The organism is Lacisediminihabitans sp. FW035 (genome assembly GCF_054880895.1).
Window position 1 is genome coordinate 1454390 of record NZ_CM142187.1, and the last position, 22815, is coordinate 1477204.

At 68.0% G+C, this 22815-nt stretch carries 20 protein-coding genes; 7 read left to right on the top strand and 13 right to left on the bottom strand.

Translation table 11 applies throughout. The features are described from left to right. Positions 1–79 precede the first annotated feature (79 nt). A complete protein-coding gene (locus ACVXZ4_RS07065) occupies positions 80–511 on the top strand; it encodes an Lrp/AsnC family transcriptional regulator (protein WP_461797524.1) in 432 nt (143 codons plus the stop codon). Between the two features lie 24 nt (positions 512–535). On the opposite strand, the gene ACVXZ4_RS07070 is transcribed toward ACVXZ4_RS07065, so the two are convergent. From ACVXZ4_RS07070 to aceA, 9 genes are all read right to left on the bottom strand, one after another. After that, positions 536–1738, bottom strand: a complete 1203-nt coding sequence (locus ACVXZ4_RS07070) for an acyl-CoA dehydrogenase family protein (RefSeq protein WP_461797525.1) — start codon at positions 1736–1738, stop codon at positions 536–538. Next, entirely contained in the window at positions 1738–2799 is a 1062-nt protein-coding gene (locus tag ACVXZ4_RS07075) for a phosphotransferase family protein (protein WP_461797526.1), read from the bottom strand. Before ACVXZ4_RS07075 ends, ACVXZ4_RS07070 begins: the two co-directional genes overlap by 1 nt. After that, on the bottom strand, positions 2796–3233 hold the full coding sequence (locus ACVXZ4_RS07080; protein WP_461797527.1) for an acyl-CoA thioesterase: 438 nt from the start codon (positions 3231–3233) through the stop codon (positions 2796–2798). The genes ACVXZ4_RS07075 and ACVXZ4_RS07080 overlap by 4 nt, the downstream gene beginning before the upstream one ends. Beyond that, on the bottom strand, positions 3230–3628 hold the full coding sequence (locus tag ACVXZ4_RS07085) for a hypothetical protein (RefSeq protein ID WP_461797528.1): 399 nt from the start codon (positions 3626–3628) through the stop codon (positions 3230–3232). Before ACVXZ4_RS07085 ends, ACVXZ4_RS07080 begins: the two co-directional genes overlap by 4 nt. Next, positions 3625–4122: a MaoC family dehydratase gene (locus ACVXZ4_RS07090; RefSeq protein ID WP_461797529.1), complete on the bottom strand. Its 498-nt coding sequence runs from the start codon at positions 4120–4122 to the stop codon at positions 3625–3627. The genes ACVXZ4_RS07085 and ACVXZ4_RS07090 overlap by 4 nt, the downstream gene beginning before the upstream one ends. 4 nt (positions 4123–4126) lie before the next feature. Further along, positions 4127–4882 (bottom strand): 3-oxoacyl-ACP reductase FabG, encoded by a 756-nt coding sequence (gene fabG / locus ACVXZ4_RS07095; protein ID WP_461797530.1) that lies wholly within the window; start codon positions 4880–4882, stop codon positions 4127–4129. Then, the gene (locus ACVXZ4_RS07100) at positions 4879–6009 is read right to left on the bottom strand and encodes an alcohol dehydrogenase catalytic domain-containing protein (protein ID WP_461797531.1); all 1131 of its coding nucleotides are present in this window, start codon (positions 6007–6009) and stop codon (positions 4879–4881) included. The genes fabG and ACVXZ4_RS07100 overlap by 4 nt, the downstream gene beginning before the upstream one ends. 162 nt (positions 6010–6171) lie before the next feature. Then, positions 6172–7806: a malate synthase A gene (aceB, locus tag ACVXZ4_RS07105; protein ID WP_461797532.1), complete on the bottom strand. Its 1635-nt coding sequence runs from the start codon at positions 7804–7806 to the stop codon at positions 6172–6174. Between the two features lie 29 nt (positions 7807–7835). Beyond that, a complete protein-coding gene (gene aceA / locus ACVXZ4_RS07110; RefSeq protein WP_461797533.1) occupies positions 7836–9125 on the bottom strand; it encodes an isocitrate lyase in 1290 nt (429 codons plus the stop codon). A 167-nt stretch (positions 9126–9292) separates the two neighbouring features. Here aceA and ACVXZ4_RS07115 point away from each other — a divergent pair, with 167 nt between their 5' ends. Beyond that, entirely contained in the window at positions 9293–10726 is a 1434-nt protein-coding gene (locus tag ACVXZ4_RS07115; RefSeq protein WP_461797534.1) for a helix-turn-helix domain-containing protein, read from the top strand. Between the two features lie 42 nt (positions 10727–10768). Here the strand turns inward: ACVXZ4_RS07115 and ACVXZ4_RS07120 are convergent, their stop codons facing one another. Then, entirely contained in the window at positions 10769–11761 is a 993-nt protein-coding gene (locus tag ACVXZ4_RS07120) for an SDR family NAD(P)-dependent oxidoreductase (protein ID WP_461797535.1), read from the bottom strand. A gap of 122 nt (positions 11762–11883) precedes the next feature. Next, positions 11884–13359 carry an SDR family NAD(P)-dependent oxidoreductase gene (locus tag ACVXZ4_RS07125; protein ID WP_461797536.1) on the bottom strand — a complete coding sequence of 492 codons (1476 nt, stop codon included), beginning with the start codon at positions 13357–13359 and terminating at the stop codon, positions 11884–11886. 146 nt (positions 13360–13505) lie between these two features. On the opposite strand from ACVXZ4_RS07125, the gene ACVXZ4_RS07130 reads away from it, so the two are divergent. From ACVXZ4_RS07130 to ACVXZ4_RS07145, 4 genes are all read left to right on the top strand, one after another. Then, positions 13506–15440, top strand: coding sequence for a hypothetical protein (locus ACVXZ4_RS07130; RefSeq protein ID WP_461797537.1), 1935 nt, complete (start codon positions 13506–13508; stop codon positions 15438–15440). A 54-nt stretch (positions 15441–15494) separates the two neighbouring features. Next, positions 15495–16424, top strand: coding sequence for a nucleoside hydrolase (locus tag ACVXZ4_RS07135; protein WP_461797538.1), 930 nt, complete (start codon positions 15495–15497; stop codon positions 16422–16424). Next, on the top strand, positions 16417–18954 hold the full coding sequence (locus tag ACVXZ4_RS07140) for a DEAD/DEAH box helicase (protein WP_461797539.1): 2538 nt from the start codon (positions 16417–16419) through the stop codon (positions 18952–18954). Before ACVXZ4_RS07135 ends, ACVXZ4_RS07140 begins: the two co-directional genes overlap by 8 nt. Before the next feature lie 158 nt (positions 18955–19112). Further along, on the top strand, positions 19113–19850 hold the full coding sequence (locus ACVXZ4_RS07145; RefSeq protein WP_461797540.1) for a tyrosine-protein phosphatase: 738 nt from the start codon (positions 19113–19115) through the stop codon (positions 19848–19850). A gap of 117 nt (positions 19851–19967) precedes the next feature. On the opposite strand, the gene ACVXZ4_RS07150 is transcribed toward ACVXZ4_RS07145, so the two are convergent. Beyond that, the gene (locus tag ACVXZ4_RS07150) at positions 19968–20636 is read right to left on the bottom strand and encodes a peroxiredoxin-like family protein (RefSeq protein ID WP_461797541.1); all 669 of its coding nucleotides are present in this window, start codon (positions 20634–20636) and stop codon (positions 19968–19970) included. Between the two features lie 130 nt (positions 20637–20766). Here ACVXZ4_RS07150 and ACVXZ4_RS07155 point away from each other — a divergent pair, with 130 nt between their 5' ends. Next, a complete protein-coding gene (locus ACVXZ4_RS07155) occupies positions 20767–21435 on the top strand; it encodes a hypothetical protein (protein ID WP_461797542.1) in 669 nt (222 codons plus the stop codon). 63 nt (positions 21436–21498) lie between these two features. On the opposite strand, the gene ACVXZ4_RS07160 is transcribed toward ACVXZ4_RS07155, so the two are convergent. Continuing rightward, positions 21499–22728 carry an outer membrane protein assembly factor BamB family protein gene (locus ACVXZ4_RS07160; RefSeq protein ID WP_461797543.1) on the bottom strand — a complete coding sequence of 410 codons (1230 nt, stop codon included), beginning with the start codon at positions 22726–22728 and terminating at the stop codon, positions 21499–21501. Between the last annotated feature and the right edge of the window lie 87 nt (positions 22729–22815).

The following is a 22815-nucleotide window of genomic DNA, read 5'->3' on the forward strand; positions in this document are numbered from 1 at the left end:
ATGCAAAGAGAATGAGCAGTTCGACGACATTGTGATCTGTAGATAATCACTCTGCTCAGCCGCGTAGTACATTGTGGTCATGCCCGTTCTGGATGACCTCGACCGCAGCCTCCTCTCCGCCCTGCGCGAGGATGGCCGGGCATCCGTCGCATTCCTCGCGCGTACGCTCGGCGTGGCCCGGGCGACGGTGAGCAGTCGACTCGACAGGCTCGTGACATCCGGAACAGTCGTGGGCTTCACCGTGCGCGTGCGTGATGAGCTCGACCCGCTGACCATCCACGCCATCGCCTTCATCGAGGTGGAAGGGCGCACCACCAACCACGTGATCCGACAACTACGCGGGATGCCCGAGATCAGCGCGCTCCACACGACGAACGGCGGCTGGGATCTCGTGGCCGAGCTGCGCACCGAGACCCTCACCGACTTCGACCGCACGCTGGGGGAGATCCGCGCGATCGAAGGCGTCGTGAACAGCGAGACGAGCCTGCTGCTCAGTTCTGTTCTGCGGTAGCTCTGGTCTGCGATAACGCCGGGGTCAGCGCCGCAGTTCCGCCTTGCCGAGCGAGGAGAGGTGCACCTCGTCCGGCCCGTCGGCGAGCCGGAGCGCTCGAGCGCCGGCGAACATCTCCGCGATCGGATCGTCCGACGACAGGCCGCCGCCGCCGTGGAGCTGGATCGCGCGGTCGAGGATCTGCTGCACCGCCCGCGGCACCGCGATCTTGATTGCCTGGATCTCGGTCATCGCGCCCGCATTGCCCACCGTGTCCATGAGCCAGGCGGTCTTGAGCACCAGTAGCCGCAACGACTCGATGGAGATACGGCTCTCGGCCAGCCATTCGCGAACCACGCCCTGATCGGCAAGCGGCCTGCCGAAGGCCACCCGATTCTTCGCGCGCTCGCGCATGAGATCCATCGTGCGCTCCGCCATGCCGAGCAGTCTCATGCAGTGGTGGATGCGCCCGGGGCCGAGCCTCGCCTGGGCGATCGCGAAGCCGTCGCCCTCACCCGCGATGAGGTTGGTCGCAGGCACTCGCACTCCCTCGAACAGCACTTCGGCGTGGCCGCCGTGGTCCCGATCGTCATACCCGAACACGGTGAGCGCACGCACGATCGTGACGCCCGGTGTGTCGCGCGGCACCAGGATCATGCTCTGCTGACGGTGGCGGGGCGTGCCTGAGTCCGGAGTCGCGGTTCGGCCCATCACGATGAAGATCTCGGCCTCGGGGTTCATGGCTCCGGTCGACCACCACTTGCGACCGTCGACCACATAGTCGTCCCCGTCACGACGGATGCTCGTGGCGATGTTCGTGGCGTCGGAGGAGGCCACCTCTGGCTCGGTCATGCAGAACGACGAGCGGATGCGGCCGTCGAGCAGCGGCGCCAGCCAGCGTTCCTTCTGGGCGGGGGTGCCGAATTCGGCGAGTACTTCCATGTTGCCGGTGTCCGGCGCCGCGCAGTTCAGCGCCACCGGGGCGAGTTTCGGGCTGCGGCCCGTGAGCTCCGCGACGGCCGCGTACTGGAGGTTGGTGAGACCCTCACTCGGGAGGAACAGGTTCCAGAGGCCGCGGGACCGGGCCTCCGCCTGCAGTTCTCGCACGATCGGGCGCAGGCTCCAGGCATCCGGAGTCGCGGCGACCTGCTGGTCGAGCACCTCTTCGGCGGGGTAGACGCACTCGGCAAGGAAGGCCCCCATCCGGTCGACGAGGTCGACGGTGGTGGCATCGGGGGCGAAATCCATCAGCGGATCCTTTCGGCGAGGGAGCGGAGGCCGGCCGTAGCCAATGGGGTGACGAGCCCGCCGATCGTGTCGAATCCGGGGCCGACGGTCTCGCCGGCCTGGAAACGCAAATGGATGCCCTCGAGGATGATCGCGAGCTTGTAGGCGGCGAAGGCGAGGTACCAGGAGAGCTCTGGCACCGGCGTTCCGCGGGCGGCGGCGTACGCGTCGAGCAGCTCGGCGAAGCTCGGGTAGCCTGCCGCCGGGTCGACCGCACTGGCGGCGACTGCCGCGGCCTGCGCGCTGACCGAGCGGATGTCCCAGTAGAGGCCGAGCAGCCCGAGGTCCGTGAAGGAGTCGCCGATGGTGGCCATCTCCCAGTCAAGGATCGCGGCGATGCGCGGTTCGCCGGCGGCATCCGTTGTGACGATGGCGTTGTCGAGGCGGAAATCCCCGTGTACGAGGGAGGAACCGACCGTCGCCGGCACGTTCTCGCGGAGCGCGGCCTGCAGCGCGTCCAGCTCGGGCAGCTCTCGACTGCGCGACTTGTCGTACTGCTGGCCCCAGCGCCGCACCTGGCGTTCGAGATAGCCGTCCGCGCGGCCGAAGTCCTCGAGCCCGACGGCGGCGGGATCCAGGGAGTGGAGCTCCGCAAGCGTCTCGACGAGATCGAGGCTCAGCGTCCGCAGCTGAGCCGGGGTGAATGGGGCGTTCGCGGCGGGGGAGGAGAGCACCTGGCCATCGACGAATCCCATCAGGTAGAAGGGAGTTCCGACACCCGCGCTGGCGTCGGTATCGTCCCGGTAGAGCACGGCATCGGGCACCGGAACGGTGCTGGCGCCGAGAGCGGAGATCACCCGGAACTCCCGGGCCATGTCGTGCGCACTGGCCAGCACATGCCCGAGCGGTGGCCGACGCAACACGAGCGGCACGGACCCGCCCAGCAGGCGGTAGGTCAGGTTGCTGCGCCCGCCGGTGATCAGCGTGGCCTCGAGCTCCGCATCGCCGACCAGCTGCGGATGCTCGGCCCGCAGCCAGGCGTCGAGCGCCGAGGTCGCGAGTCCGCGCGGTTCGCGGGTCATCCCGCCATCACCAGCTGGGCTTCGATGGCGGCGCGGACGGCCATCGGGATCGGCACCGGCCGCTGGTCCGTCGCATCGACGAAGACGTGAACGAACTCTCCGGTGGCGACCAGAGCACCGGAAGACTCGGCGTGCAGTCCGAGCTCCCACGTGACACTGGTGGTTCCGAGGCGTCCCGCACGCAGCCCGACAAGGAGCGACTCCGGGAACGAGACGGACGCGAGATAGGTGCACGACGACGAGACCACCACCGCCATCGCGTCCGCAGCATCGGTGCGGAGTCCCGCGACCCCGATCAGCCAACTCGTGATGGTGGTGTCCATCGCCGCGTAGTGCGTCGTGTTGTTGAGGTGCCCGTAGACATCGTTGTCGTTCCAGCGGGTGCCGAAGACACGGCCATACCGGTAGCCCTCGGGCGCGACATCCGCTGTCATCGAGCGGTGAGGAAGAGCGAGATGAGAAGGGCGATGTAGACGAGCACGAAGATCGCCGGTGTCACGAACCTCGGCACGGCGATCCAACGACGGGAGGCGATGATGCGCGTAGACACTGCCGAGGGCGCGACGATCGCGTCGAGGTCCTCGATCACCGCGAGGGCCTCGCCCGAAACCGAGATCTGAGCGATCGCGCCGAGAATGCCCGAAGCGAGCAGGATGCCGGCCGCGGCGAGCCGCACACTGGCCGGAGCGGTGGTGAGCCCCGCGTCGAGCAAGCCGATCGTGATGATCAACAGGAGAGTCGGGGCGATCTGCGAGACGATGAGGTGCAGCCGCGCTTTCGCCCAGAGCTCGACGAGCGTTTTCTCGGTCAGCGCTTTTTCCTCGGTCATGCGGGCTCCTCTATGTCAGTTGGGTCTCTATCGATCGGGGTTGATCCGGCGAACAGCACGATGGTGTCCGCGACGAGGGCCGGCGTGGATTCGCCGTCGATCTCCACCGTCATCTTCACACCGACACGCACGCCGAGGCCCACCGCCTCGGCGCTCGTCACCGAGGCGGATGCCCGCACGCGTGATCCGCTGCGCACCGGCTGAAGGAATCGCACCCGGTCGAGGCCGTAGTTGATGGCCATCCGTACCTCCTTCACGTCGAGCAGCTGGGCGGTGAGGGGGGCGAGGAGTGACAGGGTGAGATACCCGTGGGCGATGGTTCCGCCGAACGGTCCCGCGGCGGCGCGCTCGGGGTCGACGTGGATCCACTGCCCGTCGCCCGTCGCGAGGGCGAAGGAGTCGATGCGGTTCTGGTCGATCTCGAGCCACCGGGTCGTGCCGAGGTGCGCTCCGACGGCGTCGAGGAGCGCGGCGGGGTTCGTGAAGGTCGTCATCGGCTCAGGCCTTTGGCCCGCCGGACACGTAGACGACCTGGCCGGAGACGAAAGAGGCTTCCTCCGAGCAGAAGAAGGACGCGACGGCGGCGACGTCCTCCGGCTGGCCGACCCGGCGAACCGGAATCTCCTTCGCCGCGCCCTCGAGGAACGCTTCGAAGCTGACGCCCATCCGCTCGGCTGTCGCCCGCAGCATGTCCGTGGCGATGAAGCCGGGGGCGATCGCGTTCGCCGTCACCCCGAACGGCCCGAGCTCGATGGCGAGCGTCTTGGTGAAGCCCTGGAGGCCGGCTTTCGCCGCCGAGTAATTCGCTTGCCCGCGGTTACCGAGCGCTGAGGTGCTCGAGAGGTTCACCACGCGCCCCCAGTTCGCCGCCACCTGGTGCTTCTGCACCTCGCGGCTCATCAGGAACGCGCCGCGCAGGTGCACGCCCATCACAGCGTCCCAGTCGCCCTCCGTCATCTTGAAGAGCAGGTTGTCGCGCAGGATGCCGGCGTTGTTCACGAGGACGGTGGGGGCACTGAGTTCCGCCGCCGTGCGGGCGACGGCGTCCGCGACGGCTTCGGCGTCCGCGACATCCGCTCCGATGCCGATGGCCCGTCCGCCGTCCGCGATTATCGCGCCTACCGTAGCAGCGGTGTCCTCCTCGCGGAGGTCGATCACGGCGACGGCACAGCCGTCTGACGCGAGTCGCTTCGAGATGGCGGCCCCGATTCCGCGGGCGCCTCCCGTGATGATGGCGGTGCGCGGGTCGGTCATGCGGACTCCTTCGGGGGTGCAGCGGTTTCGAACACGATCAGTTGCCGCAGTGCGCGACCCTCGGCGAGGGCATCCATTGCCTCATTCAGCTGGTCGAGGCGGATGCGACTGGAGATGAGCTTCTCCACGGGAAGGCGCCCCTCGCGCCAGAGCTGGGCGAAGAGGGGAATGTCGCGGCACGGCACCGCGGACCCGAGATAGCTGCCGATGACGGTGCGCGCCTCGGCGGTGAGCAGCAGCGGGGAGACCGATGCGCGGGCATCCGGTGCCGGGAGGCCCACGGTCACGGTGCGGCCCCCGGGGGCGGTCGCCGCGAACGCCGTCTCGAAGGCGCGGGCATTGCCGGCGGCCTCGATCACCACGGGGGCCCGTACTCCCGCGTCGAGAAGCTGCCGAGGAGTGTAGGTCTCGGTCACGCCGAAGTCCCGGGCCGACGCGAGCTTCTGCTCGACACCGTCGACGCCGATCACGTGATGACCGAGGGAGAGGGCCACGAGCACCGCGGCCATGCCGACTCCGCCGAGGCCCACCACCATCACGGAGTCCCCGGGTTCGGGCTTCGCCGAGTTGATCACTGCGCCACCGCCGGTCAGCACCGCGCAGCCGAGCAGTGCCGCGACCTCTGCCGGGATGTCCGGGTCGACGCGCACCACCGAAGCGCTGTTGACGACGGCGTGCGTCGCGAATGCGGATACGCCGAGATGGTGGAAGACCGGATGACCGTCCCGCCGCAGACGCATCGCGCCGCCGACCAGGGTGCCGGCGTTGTTGGCCGCACTGCCGACCTCGCAGGGCAGGCGGCCTCCGGTGGCGCATCCCGCGCACGCGCCGCACCGGGGGAGGAAAGTCATCACCACGCGGTCGCCGATCGCCAGGTCGCTGATGTCGCTGCCCAGTTGCTCGATTATTCCGGCGGCCTCGTGGCCGAGCAGCATGGGCGTCGGGCGCACCCGATTGCCATCGACGACGGAGAGGTCGGAGTGACAGACGCCGGCCACCTCGATGCGCACCAGCAGCTCGCCGGGCCCCGGGCTATCCAGCTGCAGCCGGCTGATCGACAGAGGGGCGGATGCCGCGAATGGCGGCTCCGCCCCGCTGCGCTCGAGTACCGCGCCGACGATCTCCATTGATGCCTTCTGTAGTACCGGCCCCGATCAGGAAACCGACCGGGCGGTATGCAGTCTACGCGGATGCGTGTTGGTCGAGTAGCGCCCGACGGAGGAGGACGCGTGTCGAGACCCGCGGGTCTCGACACGGTCGCTGGCGCTCCCTACTCGACCGGCAGCCGGTCAGGCGGCGACGACCTCCCGCTCGGCGGCAGTGTCCACGAGGTAGTGGGTGTAGGCGGGGATCGTCAGGAAGGTCGGGAAGTCGTCCTGCAGTGTGACAAGCCGCACGATCGCGGCGGCATCGTCGAAACGATCACCGGTCGACCGGTCGCTGCCGTCGAGTTCGCGCTGCAGCATCCCCTCCACCAGGTCGCGGGTCACGAGGTCGCCCTGCTCGGTGACGACGCGCTGGGCGATCCACTGCCAGAGTTGCGAACGCGAGATCTCGGCGGTCGCGGCATCCTCCATCAGGTTGTCGATCGCGGCAGCACCCACTCCGCGAAGCCAGCTCTCGATGTAGCGCAGCGCGACGGACACGTTGCGGCGCACCCCCTCGGTGGTGACCGTCTGGTCGAACGAGCGCACATCAAGCAGGTCGGCCGCCGAGACATCCACCTCCGGACGCTGGCGATCGACCTGGTTGGGACGGTCGCCGAGCACCGCATCGAACTCCTCCCGCGCGGTCGAGACGAGGTCCGGATGCGCCACCCAGGTACCGTCGAAGCCGTCGGTCGCCTCACGCTTCTTGTCGTCGTGCACCTTGGTGATGGCCCCCGCCGTGACCTCGGGGTCCCGACGGTTCGGGATGAACGCACTCATGCCTCCGATGGCATGGGCTCCCCGGCGATGGCAGGTGGCGACGAGCAGTTCGGTGTAGTTGCGCATCATCGGGCTCGTCATGGTGATGCGCTCCCGGTCCGGAAGCACGAACTGCCGGCCTCGACCGCGGAAGTTCTTGATCAGACTGAAGATGTAGTCCCAGCGTCCGGCGTTGAGTCCCGCGCAGTGGTCCTTCAGCTCGTAGAGGATCTCGTCCATCTCGAACGCGGCGGTGATCGTCTCGATGAGCACCGTCGCCCGGATCACCCCGTGCTCGAGCCCGAGCGCGATCTCCGAGAAGGTGAAGATGTCGTCCCAGAGGCGAGCCTCGAGGTGATTCTCGATCTTCGGAAGGTAGAAGTACGGCCCGCGGCCGTCGGCGATCAGGGCCGCACCGTTGTGGAACAGGTAGAGCCCGAAGTCGACGAGAGAGGCGGATGCCGCCTTGTCGATGCCCGCACGGTCGGTGTACCGCAGGTGCTTCTCCACCAGGTGCCAACCGCGGGGACGCATCACGATAGTGGGCGTGACCTCACCGACCGTGTACTGCTTGCCGGCCTCACTCGTGAAGTCGACCTGGTGCCGGATGGCGTCGTAAAGCGACAGCTGGCCGCCGATGATGTTCGACCAGGTCGGGCTGGTGGCATCCTCGAGGTCGGCGAGCCAGACCTTCGCGCCGGAGTTGAGCGCGTTGACCGTCATCTTGCGGTCCGTGGGCCCGGTGATCTCCACCCGGCGGTCATCGAGCCCCGGGCCGGCACCGGCCACGCGCCATCCGGAGTCCGCTCGGATCGCGGCGGTCTCAGAGAGGAAGCCGAGATTGCGGCCGTTCTCGATGTTCTTGCGCTGCACCATGCGCGCGTTGAGGCGTTCCTGGCGACGCCCCGCGAATTGGTCGTGCAGGCGGGTCACGAAGGTGAGGGCTTCGGGGCTGAGGATGGTGTCGAATCCGGGCTCGGGGCTGCCGAGAACGGTCATGCGGTTGTGAGCGGTCATGAGGAATGCCTTTCCGTGCAGGGAGCGGTTTAGTGGAATTGTTCGGATTCTGTGGAGCCGACGAGCGCGAGGGTCGCGCTGCCGGGGTTGAGCACCGTGGAGATCCTGTCGAAGTAGCCGGTGCCGACCTCGCGCTGGTGCTTCGTGGCGGTGTACCCGTCTGCCTCCGAGGCGAACTCTGCCTCCTGCAGCTCGACGTAGGCGCTCATGTGACGCTGGCTGTAGTCCCGCGCGAGGGTGTACATCGAGTGGTTGAGGGCGTGGAATCCGGCAAGGGTGATGAACTGGAAGGCGTACCCCATGGCGGCGAGCTCCCGCTGGAATGTCGCGATCTGGGCATCGTCGAGGTGGCTCTTCCAGTTGAACGAGGGCGAGCAGTTGTAGGCGAGCTTCTTGCCCGGGAACTCCTTGTGGATGCTCTCCGCGAAGGTGCGGGCAAGCGCAAGGTCCGGCTCCGACGACTCGACCCAGAGCAGGTCGGCGTAGGGGGCGTAAGCGTGGCCGCGGGACAGCACGGTGTCGATCCCGGGGCGGGTACCGAAGAAGCCCTCCGGGGTGCGCGTGCCATCGAGGAACGGACGGTCGCGCTCGTCTACATCACTCGTCACGAGGTTGGCGGCGAGCGAGTCGGTACGGGCGATCACGATGGTGGGCACCCCGGCGACATCCGCGGCGAGACGCGCGGCGTTGAGGGTGCGGATGTGCTGGCCGGTCGGGATGAGCACCTTGCCTCCCATGTGCCCGCACTTCTTCTCGCTGGCGAGCTGGTCCTCCCAGTGCACGCCCGCGGCGCCCGCGGCGATCATGGAGCTCATCAACTCGTAGGCGTTGAGCGGTCCGCCGAAGCCGGCCTCGGCATCCGCGATGATCGGCGCGAGCCAATCGGTGACTCGTGAGCCCTCGGAGGTCTCGATCTGGTCGGCGCGGAGCAGCGCGTTGTTGATCCGTCGCACGACGCTCGGCACCGAGTTCGCGGGATAGAGACTCTGGTCGGGGTAGGTCTGACCCGAGAGATTCGCATCGGCCGCCACCTGCCAGCCGCTGAGGTAGATCGCCTTGAGCCCGGCGCGCACCTGCTGAACGGCCTGGTTGCCGGTGAGGGCGCCGAGGGCGGGAACCCACTCCTCGCTCTGGAGGAGACTCCAGAGGCGTTCGGAGCCGCGGCGGGCGAGGGTGTGCTCCTCCTGCACGCTGCCGCGCAGCGCGATGACGTCCTCGGCGGTGTAGTCCCGTTCAACGCCGTTCCAGCGCGCGTCGGTCTTCCACTGCGTCTCGAGCTCAGCGGCGGTCTGGTTCTGGTCACCCGGTCGAGTGGTCATCGGTGCTCCTTCGTTGGTTGCGTAAAACCCACGATGCGGCCGTTCCGCAGGCTGCGGTCCGACATTGATGCCAGAAATTCCACGGTTCTTCTATTTACCGGAAGAACCCCGCCTGTCATGCTTGCCCGATGGGACCACGGCCGTTCGACTCGCTCGAGGATGAAGACATGCTCGATTCATTGACGATCGGCCGACGCATCCGGCAGCTGCGCACCTCGCGGCACATGACCCTTGACGACATGGGGGCGGCGATCGGGCGCGCGGCGTCCCAGGTCTCAGTGGTGGAGAACGGCAAGCGCGAACTCAAGCTCGGCGAGCTCCAGCGATTCGCGCGCGCTCTCGACGTGCCGGTGGACCAGCTGCTGAGCTCGGAGCCGCCGAGTGGCCGTGCAGGGCTGGAGATCGCACTCGAGCGCGTCCAGCGCGGGCCGCTGTACGCGTCGCTCGGGCTTCCCCAGCTCGCAGTGCGCAAAGCGATGAGCGACGAGGCGATCGAGGCGATCCTCGGGCTGTACCGCGAGCTCGAACGCGTGCACAGCGAGCGCGCTGCGACCCCGGAGGAGGCGCGACGGGCCAATACGGAGCTGCGCAAGGCGATGCGTCGCCGAAACAACTACTTCGCCGAGCTGGAGGATGTGGCCCGCGGCCTGCTCGCGGCCGTCGGGCACACGGGCGGTCCGCTCTCGCAGCGCGTGGCCTCCGACCTCGGCACCCACCTCGGTTTCACTCTCCACTACGTGCCGGACCTCCCCGGGTCGACCCGGTCGGTCACCGACCTCAACAACGGCCGCATCTACGTGCCGCAGGGCGCGAGTGCGGATTCCGATCCGCGGTCTGTGGTGCTCCAGGCGCTCGCAAGCCATGTGCTCGGTCACGAGGAGCCCACCAATTACGCCGACTTCCTCGACCAGCGGGTGCAGACCAACTACCTCGCGGCCGCACTGCTCGTACCCGAGCACAGCGCCGTCGAGTTCCTCACCCGGGCTAAGGCCGCACGGGAGCTGTCGGTAGAAGACCTCCGTGATGCCTTCGGGGTGAGTTACGAGACCGCAGCGCACCGGTTCACAAACCTCTCGACCCAGCATCTCGGCATCCCGGTGCACTTCCTCAAGGTGCACGAGAGTGGCACGGTGTCGAAGGCCTACGAGAACGACAGCGTGACGCTGCCGACGGATGCGCTCGGCGCGGTCGAAGGACAGGTCGTCTGCCGGTTCTGGAGCGCTCGCCGCGTATTCGATGTCGCAGACCGGTTCAGCCCGTACCACCAGTACACCGACAAGCCGGCCGGCACCTACTGGTGCACCTCGCGCATCCAGTCCTCGCCCCGTGGGCAGTTCTCGGTGAGCGTCGGCACCCAGTTCGCCCAGGCGAAATTCTTCCGCGGTCGGGACACGGAGAACCGGTTCACCTCCACCTGCCCGGACCCTTCCTGCTGCCGAACGCCTCCGTCGACCCTCGCGGCCAAGTGGGACAAGCACTCCTGGCCGAGCGCACGCCTCAACTCGTCGCTGCATGCGGCGATGCCGACGGGCGCATTCCCCGGCGTCGACAGCACCGAGGTGTTCGAGTTCCTGGAGAGGCATGCGCCGACCCCCGGCTGATCCCGCCGCGCACCCCGGCCCGCCCGCAGGGTCGCGGCCGCGTCAGGCGAAGGCGTTGACGCCGGTGAGGTCGGCCGAGACGGCCCAGAGCCGCGCGGCATCCTGCGGGTCGACAGCATAGGCGTAGACGCCCCGCGTGCGTGCCTCCGGGGAGTCCGGGGTCACCACTTCGGCGATGTCGCAGTCCTCGCAATACACGCCGCCGAGCCCGTCCAGCCGCGGCGAGGTCGCCGCCCACACGGTGGTCGCGGCGCCCTGCTCGGTCGACTTGAAGCGCTCGTTCACGGTTCCGGCCTCGTCCATCCACCCGGCGGCGATCATCTCCTCGCGAGGCAGATGACGCTGGAGCGGTGTCATGATGCCACCCGGGTGTACCGCGAACGCGCGAACGCCGTGTTCGCGCCCCAGTGTGTCGAGCTCCACCGCGAAGAGGCTGTCCGCCGTCTTCGCCTGGCCATAGGCCTGCCATTTGTCGTAGTCCGCGGTGAAGTCGAGATCGTCGAACCGGATGCCGGAGAGCTTGTGCCCGCTCGATGACAGCGCGATGACACGCGCGTGACCGGCCTCAACGAGCGCCGGCCAGAGCCGGTTGGTCAGGGCGAAGTGCCCGAGGTGGTTGGTGGCGAACTGGGACTCCCATCCGTCCCCAACCCTGGTAAGCGGTGCCGCCATCACGGCGGCGTTGTTGATGAGGATGTCGAGAGTGCGACCCGAAGCGAGGAAACGCCCGGCGAAGGCCGCGACGCTGTCGAGATCGGCGAGGTCGAGGGCATCCACCTCCACGGTGGTGAGGCCCGCGTCATCCAGCACCTGTCGGGCGTGCTCGGGACGGCGGGCGGGCACGGTCACCGCAGCGCCGGCTCCGACGAGCGCTTTCGTCACCTCGAACCCGAGGCCGGAATACCCGCCGGTGACGATGGCGGTGCGCCCGGCGAGGTCGATCCCCTGGATAACGTCGTGTGCGGTGCTCTCCGCATCGAAGCCGGAGCCGATCGGATGCTGCGGCGTCCGCCGTTGGGGGGTCCGCGTGGTCATGGTCGCTCCTTCTGCATAAGTCCTGCTGTTCGCCTACAACCAGCTCGAAAGGGCGGGAATTCCGCACAATTCGCGCATTCTGCCGGAGTTGTGCCCGGGAGGGAAAGGCAGGCCCCGTGGTGCTACCAGGCGGCGGGCGCGTAATCCTTGAGGAAGACGCCGAACAGGTCGTCGCCCGCCTCGCCCCGCACAATCGGGTCATAGACCCTCGCGGCCCCGTCGACGAGGTCGAGGGGCGCGTGGAATCCCTCCTCGGCCAGGCGGATCTTGGTGAAATGCGGCCGCTCGTCGGTGATCCAGCCGGTGTCGACACTCGTCATGAGGATGCCGTCGGTCTCGAGCATCTCCTTCGCACTGGTGCGCGTGAGCATGTTGAGCGCCGCCTTCGCCATATTGGTGTGCGGATGCCCCGGACCCTTGTATCCCCGCCCGAACTGCCCCTCCATCGCCGACACATTCACGATGTACTTTCGGTGCGCGGTGGACGCCGCCATCGCCGGGCGGAGCCGGGAGACCAGCAGGAACGGCGCCGTCACGTTCGCCAGCTGCACCTCGAGCATCTCGAGCGGGTCCACCTCGTGCACGAACTGGGTCCAGCTGTTCTGGTCGTGTTCGTCGGGCACGAGTCCGCCGGCGTCGATCGCGGTTCCGGCGGCGAGGCGGGCGAGCGAGGAGGATCCCGCCGCGAGTGCAAGCTCGGTGAGCTCTGCCGCACTGAGCCCGCCCGCGTTCGCGAGGATCGGGTGCGCCCCCACCGAGGCGGCCAGCGCCTGCGGGTGCGCGTCATTGGTGTGGCCGAAGGTGAGCAGCTCGGGCAGCGGGCCGTCGGGAAGCGGCGCGCTCTCGGCATCCGCCAGCGGGGCGTAGGAGCCGGGCGAGCGTCGCACCGTCTGCGCCGCGTTGTTGATGAGGATGTCGAGAGGGCCGGCCTCGATCATCGCATCGGTGAGACCGATCACCTGGGCCGGGTCTCGCAGGTCGATTCCGACCACCCGAAGGCGATGCAGCCAGTCGCTCGCATCCGGGAGTGAGGAGAACCGTCGCACGGCGTCGCGGGGGAATCGCGTCGTGATGGTGGTGTGTGCGCCATCCCGCAGCAGGCGGAGGGCGATGTACATGCCGATCTTCGCGCGGCCGCCGGTGAGGAGGGCGGTCTTGCCGGTGAGATCCGTGCGGGCGTCGCGCCGGGCATGGTTGAGGGCCGCGCAATCCGGGCAGAGCTGGTGATAGAACGCGTCGACCTGGGTGTAGTGCTGCTTGCAGATGTAGCACGGTCGTGACTTGAGCAGGGTGCCCGCGGTCGGTGCCGCCACCGTGATGGCGAGAGGGATGCCGCGGGTCTCATCATCGATGCGATCGGGGGCGCCGGTCGCGGTGTTGGCCACCACGGCCCGATCCGCCTCCGCGATCACGGCGCGTTTCTCGAGGCGGCGGTTGCGTTTCACCGACTTGAACATGCGAGCCGTGGCCTGGCGCACGGCGATGAAGTCGGGGTGCTCCTCGTCGATGGCATCCATCGCGGCGAGAACCCGCAGGGTCACCTGCAGGTCGGTCGGGTCGATGGCGCCGGTGAGGTCGGCGCTGCTGTCGGAAGGCACACAAGATTCTAAACGCCCGGTGCCGGACTCGATGCTGCGGTCGCGGACCGCGGGGCTGGTCGTGACCGGTACCGCGGTACTACTGTGTGGACACCCGGTCGCCCTGGGTGCGGCACGCGATCCTGGCCCGACCGAGAGGTGAACCCGTGAATCCCGCTGAACCGGTCCGCGCCCCGCTGGTCCCCTCGATCGAGAGCAGCCGCGTCGAGCTCGTGGTCGTGCACGGCATGGGAAGGCAGACCGCAGGTCAGACCCTGCTCGAGTGGGCCGAGCCGGTGCTGCAGCGCATGGACTGGCTCGCCAAGGGCAACCCGGAGGAGAACGGCGCAACGGCCGCAGCCCAGACCACAGCGGCGGAGGCCGCGGCACGAGTGCCCGGGCAGGGCATCCAGGCTTTACCGGAACGCGGTATCGCTCACGCCGGCGACGACGCGCAGGGCGAGCCGACAGCGATCGAATTCGGCGCGGTCGTGCTCGGCACAGCGAGCGACGAAGTCACCGCGAGCATCCAGTATCTGGACCTCGATGCGGCGCCGAGGGGAGTGACGGTCCACATCACCGAAGCCCGCTGGTCGGAGGCATTCCTGCCGCTCTCCCGCACCCAGATCTTCACCTGGGGGCTGACCTTCGTCTTTCGGGCCGTTGGCCGGCTGCTCCGCTATCTCAGCACGGTTTTCTGGGTGACGTCTCGTGGCTTCTGGGGTCTCGGTCGCGCCGTGGCAGTGCTGGCCATCGTCGTCCTCGGGATCGTGGTCGGAGCCCTCACCATCGTGGCGGTTGCCTTCCTCGGCCTGTCGGGGCCGCTGTTGATCTTCCCCTTCGTCGGCACCCTTCTCAAGCCGGTCGTCGATGTCCTGGTGGATTTCGTCGGCGATGTGCCGGCCTGGACCCAGCGGCCGACACGGGCCGCCGCCATGCGCCAGGTTGTGGGGGACGCGGTGTCCGCTGCGCGCGCCCGAGCGGGAGAGACTGATCGCGTCATCGTGATCGCGCACTCCGAGGGCGCGGCGATCACCACCAACCTGCTCTTCGGCGATGCGATCGACAGCCCGCAGTATCGCGTAGACACGCTCGCTACTGTCGGTAGCGCGCTGTCGCTGCTCGGAGCACCGAGCTTCACCTCGCGCCGGCTCTCCCCGGTCCAGTTGGCCGAGCGCGGCCTCTCGACGAAGCTCAACCCGGTGCGCGCCTGGGCGGAGATGGACGCGGCCCTGCGCCCGCGGTGGCTGGATTTCTTCGCGACCTGGGATGTCGTCCCGTCCGGGCCGACATCCACCGGTCCCGCGGCACGGCGCGCTCGGTGGAAGGCGAGCTATGCGCCGGTGGTGAATCCGACTGCCGCGCCCCAGCCCCCGGCAGATTCGCCCGCGCTCGGGCCGGAGGAGCACCCGGTCCACAACACGGGCTCCGCGTTCACGGACCACCAGTCGTACTCGGCCAACATCCTGCAGGTCATCGATCCGCTCGCCCGGATCGTGTTGGGAATGGAGGTATGGGCCCCATCATCCGCACCGGGGATTCCTCCCGTCCGACCACTCGCGGCGGCGAACGCGGAGCAGAACCGGCTTCACGTGCGGGCCGTGAAGGAACTCGCGCTCAACCGGCTGCTCGTGCTGCTGCTCGCGGCTCTGTGTTTTTTCGTACCGACACTCGCCGATCTCTTCGGCATCATCGCGAGGGGGCCCGTCGATGTGGTGACAACGGTGCTCAAGTGGCTCCTGCACGTGAAGAGCGGGGATGGGGGACTCTCCTGGGTGTTCACCCTGTCGTGGGTGCCCTACTTCGCCCTCGTCGCCGGAGCCGCCGCACTCCTGCTCTGGTTCAATGCAGCGCTCTGGCAGAGATTCGAGCGGCAACTCGCCAGCTGTCGCTACGATCGCACCGCGGTTCCCCGCCTCCGGATCTGGGGTCTTCTCCTGCGGGTACCGGTCTCGGTCACGCTCGCGATCGGACTGGCCTTTGCCGGAGGTGGCCAGCCGCTGCTGCTCACGGTGCTGCTCATCGCGGCGGCGGCACTGATCGGCGCTCCCTGGCTCGGCCGAATTCCGCGGATCGTCCAGTCGCGTATCACGGAGGGGTGAGCGCTCGCACGAATGCCGGCGGCGGGGCGCGGACGGATGTGGCACGGTTGACCCATGCCCCGGAAGATCCTTCTCGACTGCGACCCTGGCCTCGATGACGCTCTCGCCCTGCTGCTTGCGCACGGCGATCCGAACATCGAGCTGGTGGGGGTCACGACCGTCGGTGGCAATGTCGGGCTTCCGCGCACTACGCGGAACGCGCTGGCTCTTCGGGAATACCTGCACTTCGAGAACGTGCCGGTGGCTGCCGGAGCGGGGAAGCCGCTGAGGGGCGAGACGCGGGAGGCGAGCCACGTGCACGGCGAGTCCGGCCTCGGCTCGGCGGTACTTCCGGAACCGGCGCTCGCCGTGGACGGGCGACACGCCGTCGATGTCATCGTCGAGACGCTGCGCGCGACCCCGGGTGCAATCCACCTCGTGGCCACCGGCCCGCTCACCAATATCGCGCTCGCCCTGCAGAGAGAACCGGCGATCGCGCGCTGGGTCGCCTCCTTCACGATCATGGGCGGATCCTTCACCCGCGGCAACGCGACCCCGGCGGCGGAATTCAACATCTACGCCGACCCTGAGGCCGCCCGGATCGTATTCGACGCCGACTGGCAGGTGGTGATGGTGGGTCTCGACCTCACGCTGCAAGCGCAGGCCAACGGACCGGTGATAGAACGTCTCGGCCGGCTGGGAGCACTCGCTCACGAGCTCATTCTGCCCCTTGCAACGTTCTGGGTCGACGCGAACAACTCCGACTGGGATGGCCAGGCGGTCCACGATGTCTGCGCTGTGGCCCACGTGGCGCGGCCCGACCTCTTCTCGTCGCGACCGGCCCGCGTGCGGGTGGAGACCACAGGGCAGTTCACCAGCGGCATGACGGTGGTGGACTTCGACTCGCCGTTCCCCAACGCGATCGTGCCGGTAACCCTGGATGTCGCGGGCTTCTGGGCCTACGTCGAGCACGTCTACTCGATCGTCGCGGCCCAGCATGCCTGACCTGCTGCTCGACCGGCTCGCCCCCATCCGAGCGGCGGACTCCTACGATCCCGATGCGGTTTACGGGCAGTTCGTCGAGTGGGTGGAGGGTCGCGGCCTCACCCTCTATCCCGCCCAGGACGAGGCCCTCATCGAGATCGTCTCCGGTGCCAACCTGATCCTCAGCACACCCACCGGAACCGGCAAGTCACTCGTCGCGATCGCGGCCCATTTCGCCGCGCTCGCCCAGGGCCAGCGCACCTTCTACACCGCGCCGATCAAGGCGCTCGTCTCTGAGAAGTTCTTCGCCCTCGTCGACATCTTCGGCGCGGAGAACGTGGGGATGGTCACCGGGGACTCGAGCGTCAACGCCGAGGCTCCCATCATCTGCTGCACCGCCGAGATTCTGGCGAACCTCGCCCTTCGGCACGGAACGGATGCCCCGGTCGACCAGGTCGTGATGGACGAGTTCCACTTCTACTCCGACCCCGAGCGTGGGTGGGCCTGGCAGGTCCCGCTGCTCACGCTGCCGCGGGTGCAGTTCATCCTCATGTCGGCCACCCTCGGCGACGTCGAGTGGCTCGCCACCGACCTGTCGAAGCGCAACAGTCGCGAAACCGCGGTGGTCACCGGCGTCGACCGCCCCGTGCCACTGCACTACTCCTACGCCACTACGCCGGTACACGAGACGGTGGAAGACCTGCTCGCCACCGGCCAGGCACCGATCTACATCGTGCACTTCTCGCAGCTCGCGGCCCTCGAGCGCGCCCAGGCCCTCACGAGTGTCAAGATCGCCAGCCGTGAGCAGCGGGACGAGATAGCGGATGCCATCGGCGACTTCCGGTTCACCACCAACTTCGGGCGCACCCTCAGCCGCCTCATCCGCTCCGGCATCGGCGTGCACCACGCCGGTATGCTGCCCAAATACCGGAGGCTCGTCGAGCAGCTCGCCCAGCAGGGGCTGCTCAAGGTGATCTGCGGCACCGACACCCTCGGGGTGGGCATCAACGTGCCGATCCGCACCGTGCTGCTTACGGCGCTCACCAAGTTCGACGGCACGAAGATGCGCCAGCTGAGCGCCCGGGAGTTCCACCAGATCTCCGGCCGCGCCGGTCGCGCCGGCTTCGACACCGCGGGAACCGTCATCGTGCAGGCCCCCGATCACGAGACCGAGAATGCCCGGCTGCTCGCGAAGGCCGGGGACGACCCGAAGAAGATCAAGAAGATCGTGCGCAAGCGGGCACCCGACGGATTCGTGTCGTGGGGCGAGCCGAGCTTCGCCAGGCTCGTCGCGGCGCAGCCGGAGACCCTGACCTCGAGCATGCAGGTGAACCACGCGATGGTGCTCAACGTGATCGGGCGGGGCGGAAAGCCCTTCGACGAGCTGCGAGAGTTGATCGAGAACAACCACGAGCCGAGGCCCCGGCAGCGGGAGCTCGCCCGCCAGGCGCTCGCGATCTACCGCACGCTGCGCACGGCGGAGATCGTGCAGCAGTCCGACGGGGGAGACATCACCCTCACCGTCGACCTGCAGCCGAACTTCGCGCTCAACCAGCCGCTTTCCCCGTTTGCGCTCGCCGTGTTCGACCTGCTGCAACCCGCCGAGGGCACACCCGACCAGGATCGCGGACCCACCTATGCGCTCGACCTCATCTCGGTGCTCGAGGCAACGCTCGACGACCCGCGTCCCATCCTCTCGGCCCAGCAGTTCATGGCGCGCGGCGAAGCGGTCGCCGCCATGAAGAGCGAGGGGATCGAGTATGACCAGCGCATGGAACTGCTCGAGAGTGTCACCTGGCCGAAGCCGCTCGAGGAGCTGCTGGATGCCGCGTTCCAGACCTACCGCGCCTCCCAGCCCTGGGTCGGCGACTTCGAGCTCAGCCCCAAGTCCGTCGTGCGCGACCTGTACGAGCGGGCGATGACGTTCAACGACTACATCGGCTTCTACAAGCTCAACCGCTCGGAGGGGCTCGTGCTGCGCTACCTCTCCGACGCCTACAAGGCCGCCCGCCAGACCATCCCGGACGAGGCGAAGACGGAGGAGCTGCTCGACCTGATCGAATGGCTCGGTGAGCTGGTGCGGCAGGTTGATTCGAGCCTGCTCGACGAATGGGAAGAGCTGATCAATCCCGCCGCAGCCATCGACGCCTCCGCCCCGGTGCTGCCGCCGACGCCCACGGGGGTCACCGCCAACATCCGCGCCTTCCGCATCCTGGTGCGCAACGAGATGTTCCGCCGGGTGCAGCTCGCTGCGCTCGAGGACTATGAGCAGCTCGGTGAGCTGGATGCCGCCGCCGGCTTCGACGCAGACGCCTGGGGCGACGCGATGGACGCGTATTTTGACGCGCACAACAACCTCGGCACCGGAGGAGACGCCCGCAGTTCGGCGATGCTCATGGTCGATGAGGGCTCAACGAGCTGGACCGTGCGGCAGATCTTCGATGATCCGGCCGGCGACCACGACTGGGGGATCTCGGCCACCGTCGATCTCGCGGAGTCGAACGCCGCCGGGGTCGCCGTGGTGCGGGTCACCTCCATCGGGATGCTCTGACGCACCGCCTCCCCGCTCGCCGGCCCTCCCCGGCCCCGGTTCTCTCCCACCACCTCCCGTTTTTGCGACCACCTCGGTGTGTGTGCACCCATGTGGTCGTAAAAACGGGAGGGGGATGGCGAAATGCCGGTGCGACCTCCGGGTTAGGCTCGCGGCACATGACGAATTCGAGCGCGCGATCCGATCCGGGCTGGCCCGGGGCATTCAACCTCGCGGATGTCGGCGGCCTTCCGCTCGCGGCGGGCGGCGTCACCCGGCACGGGCGCGTCTTCCGTTCCGCTCGCCCGGAGCACCTGACCACCGAGGGATGGCGGCGAGCACGTGCGGCGGGCGTCACGACGGTGATCGATCTGCGCAGCCCGGGGGAGTCGGACCGCGAGACCGGCGGGCCCCTCGTCGATCCGGTGGTGCTCGAGGGCATTTCGATGCTCAGCCTCCCGACCGAGGATCCCCTCGATCCGGAGTTCGTGGCCGTCTGCGGGCCGTGGCTCGATCATCCGCGGTCCTATGCCGACAACATCCGGCTGTATCCGGCGAAGTTCGCTGCAATCTTCCGCGCGATCGCCCGGTCCGAGGACGGAGTACTTGTGCACTGCGGGGCGGGCCGCGACCGCACGGGAATGGTCATCGCGATGCTTCTCAGGCTTGCCGGGGTCACCCCTGACGCGATTGCGGACGACTACGTCGCTGCCGCCTCGCGATTCAACGCGGGCCTCGGCGTGGAGCCGGGACTCACCGGGGAGACTCCGCATTCCCCGGAGGTGATGTCCGCTCGATTGTCGGTTCGGCGTGCCGCGCTGATCGACTGGATCGCACGCCTGGATGTCGCCGCCTACTTGGCGGATGCCGGGCTGGCCGACGACGAGCTCGTGCGGCTGCGCTCCCGGCTGACGTGATCGGGGCACAGTCGCATCCGACCACCTCCCGTTTTTCTCACCACAACGGTGTGTGTGCACCGAGCTGGTCGTAAAAACGGGAGGGGGATGCAGCGCCCCGGGTCGGTCCGGTGCCGGTCAGGCCGGCACGTTCAGCGCATCCACCGCCGCGAGGATGTCAGCCACCTCGGTACGCCGGGTGTAGTCCACCTGAACGTCGGCGAATCGCACGATGCGATGGGGGTCGATCACCAGGACCGTGGGGAAGGGCACATGCCCGGTGGCATCCGCGTTGCTGTCGGCGACATCGAAGCCGAGCTGGCTGTGGGCGAGACGCACCTCGGGGATCAGCTCGGTGAGGATCCCGAGCGCTGTCGCGAGGTAGTTCGCCGGATCGGACAACACGGTGAATTCGAGGGCGCCATCGGCGATCGACAGGTTCGAAGAACTCGGAGTCTGGGGGCTGATGGCAACCAGACCGACCCCGCGGTCGAGCAGGCCGGGAAGCAACTCCCGCTGGTAGTGGGCGAGGGCGAGATTGCAGTACGGGCACCAGGCGCCGCGATAGAAGACGATCACCGCCGAATCGGCGCCGAGGGCGTCATAGAGCCCAGTGGGGAGACCCTGCCCGTCGAGCAGCGGAGCATTCGGCAAGCTCGCCCCGAGCGCCACTGACACGACCGGAACGCCCTCGGAGCGCAGGCGGTGCTGCTCGTCGGCGAACACCCCCGCGAGTGTCTCACCGATCCGCCCATTGAACTCGACCGTGAAGTCACGCGACTCCTGGTTGATGGTCGCCGGACCCATTCTGCCTGCCTTCACTGATCGGGATGAGACGAGCCTACTTTCTCCTGCGAGAGCAAACCCTTTGTGCCGGCACACCGAACCAGATGCAACCAGTTGTTGTCCACTTCCACCGTCAAAAAAGGTTGAGATCATGCGCAGATTCACCAAAGCCGCCATCGGAATCGCTACCGCGGGCCTTCTCGTCGCCGGCGTCGCCGGCGTCAGTTCCACCGCCAACGCCGCCCCCGAGATCAAGGCGAAGTCCTCGTCCGCAATCCCGGCGCCTGCTGCCGCTGTTCCGGCGCTCAAGGGTGGCGACACCGCCGTTCTGCTCGACGCTGGCTTCGCCGCCGCCCTCACCTCACTCGGCCTCACGCCCGGCGTCACCGGCACCGGCACCCTCACCGACGGCTCGGTGCACTTCCCGATCACGGGCGGCAGCGTCGTCTACTGGTCGCCGAAGAGCAACTACCGCCCCTACGTGCAGGGCATCATCGAGCATGACGGATCCGGCCTCTCGCTCACCGCGGGATCCACCGTCGTCGGTCTCTCCAACTTCACGATCAACCCGGGAAACTCGCAGCTCTACGGCGATGTCGACGTCAACGGAACCGTTGCCGCCGTCCAGGCCCCGCTGTTCGACCTCCACGGGGGAACGCTGAAGCCGCTCAAGCTCGAGGGTGACAACGCAATCCTCACCGGCACCACGGTGCACATCTCCGAGACCGCCGCCGGCCTGCTCGACAAGGTCTTCGCGACGGATGCCGTCAAGGGCGGCCTGCTCGTGGGCATCGCCACCATCACGGCCCAGATCAAGTAGCAGTATCCCGCATCGCCCGAAGGCCCACCGCCCACCGCGGTGGGCCTTCGTCGTGCGAGCGGGTCAGGACGCACCGATCGCATAGAGAAGGCCGCCCACGGTACCCACGTAGAGAGTGCCGTCCACCCCGAGCGCGGGATAGCTCGAGACCCCCGAGTCCACGGAGAGGGCGAAGAGCCGGTGCCCGTTCGCGTCGTAACCGTAAACTCTGCCGTTCATCGACCCCCAGTAGGTGTCGGACCGCGCATCGACCACTATGGACGTCCAGGCGTGTTCCTTCGCCGGTGCGACCGGGGCGATCGTGCGGATGATTCGACCGGTCGAAGAGTCCACAGTGCGCACCCGCCCGGAGTTGTCCGCAAAGTAGGCCCGGCCATCCGGCCGGACGGTCGACGACGAGTAGGTGTAGTCGTGGATCAGGAGCTGCCAGGCTCGAGTGCCGTCGCTGCGCACGCCGTATTCGTGATCGTTGTTGGTGCCGAGTACGACGATTCCCGACTCGCTCACCCCGCTGGAGACCTCGATGCGCTTCGTCGTCTCGAAGCGCCAGCGGATGACTCCCGAATCACCGGTGTCGCGCACGGCGATGAGTTGCTTCTCGATGGCCGTATAGATGGTGCCATCCGGCCCGACGGACGGGCTTGAATAGTCGACTCCTCCCAGATCGAGGGTCCACACTCTCCGATGGCTGTTGGCGGTGACGTCGAGGGCGGCGAGGTGGCCCGCGAGGTCGGCGACGTAGACCCGGTTGTGACCGGCGATCGCGGGAGAGAGCACATCGCTGCCGAACTTCTCGGTCCAGATCAGTCGCCCGGACCGGTCGAGGGCGAACAGGGTGGAGCGGGGGCCGGGCCAGAGGATAGTTCCGTCTCCGAGCACGGCGGGGCTGGTCGACAGGTCGCTCCCGTATCGGGCGCCGCCATCGAAGACCCAGCGATCATTGCCGGTCGCGGGATCGAGGGCGTGAAGCACTCCCGCGTTCGTCGCCGCGAGGATGCTGCCGTCGACGCCGATCACCGGCCCGGGGGTCACCGATCCGCCGAGGTCCCTTGACCACCGCACCTTCCCCGTCTGCGGCCCGGTCGCGGATGTCGCGGAGGAGTGACGGGCGTCGAACTGCGCCGAGGGCCAGGCGCTCGCCGGTGCCGGGAGCTTCCCGACGCCGCTCAGGCCATCGCGCTCTCCGGCTGGTCCTCGCTCGATTTCCGACGGCGTGCATCCTGCCAGCAGAAGACCGACGATGAGCGTGCCGACCGACAGGCGCAGGGTCGCGGTGCGTTGGCCACGGGTCATGCAGCGAACTTACGACGGACGCTGGGTCGCGGAGCCGAATGCGTCTTACGGTTCGATGACGGATGCGCCGCGCGTAGAGTCGATCCC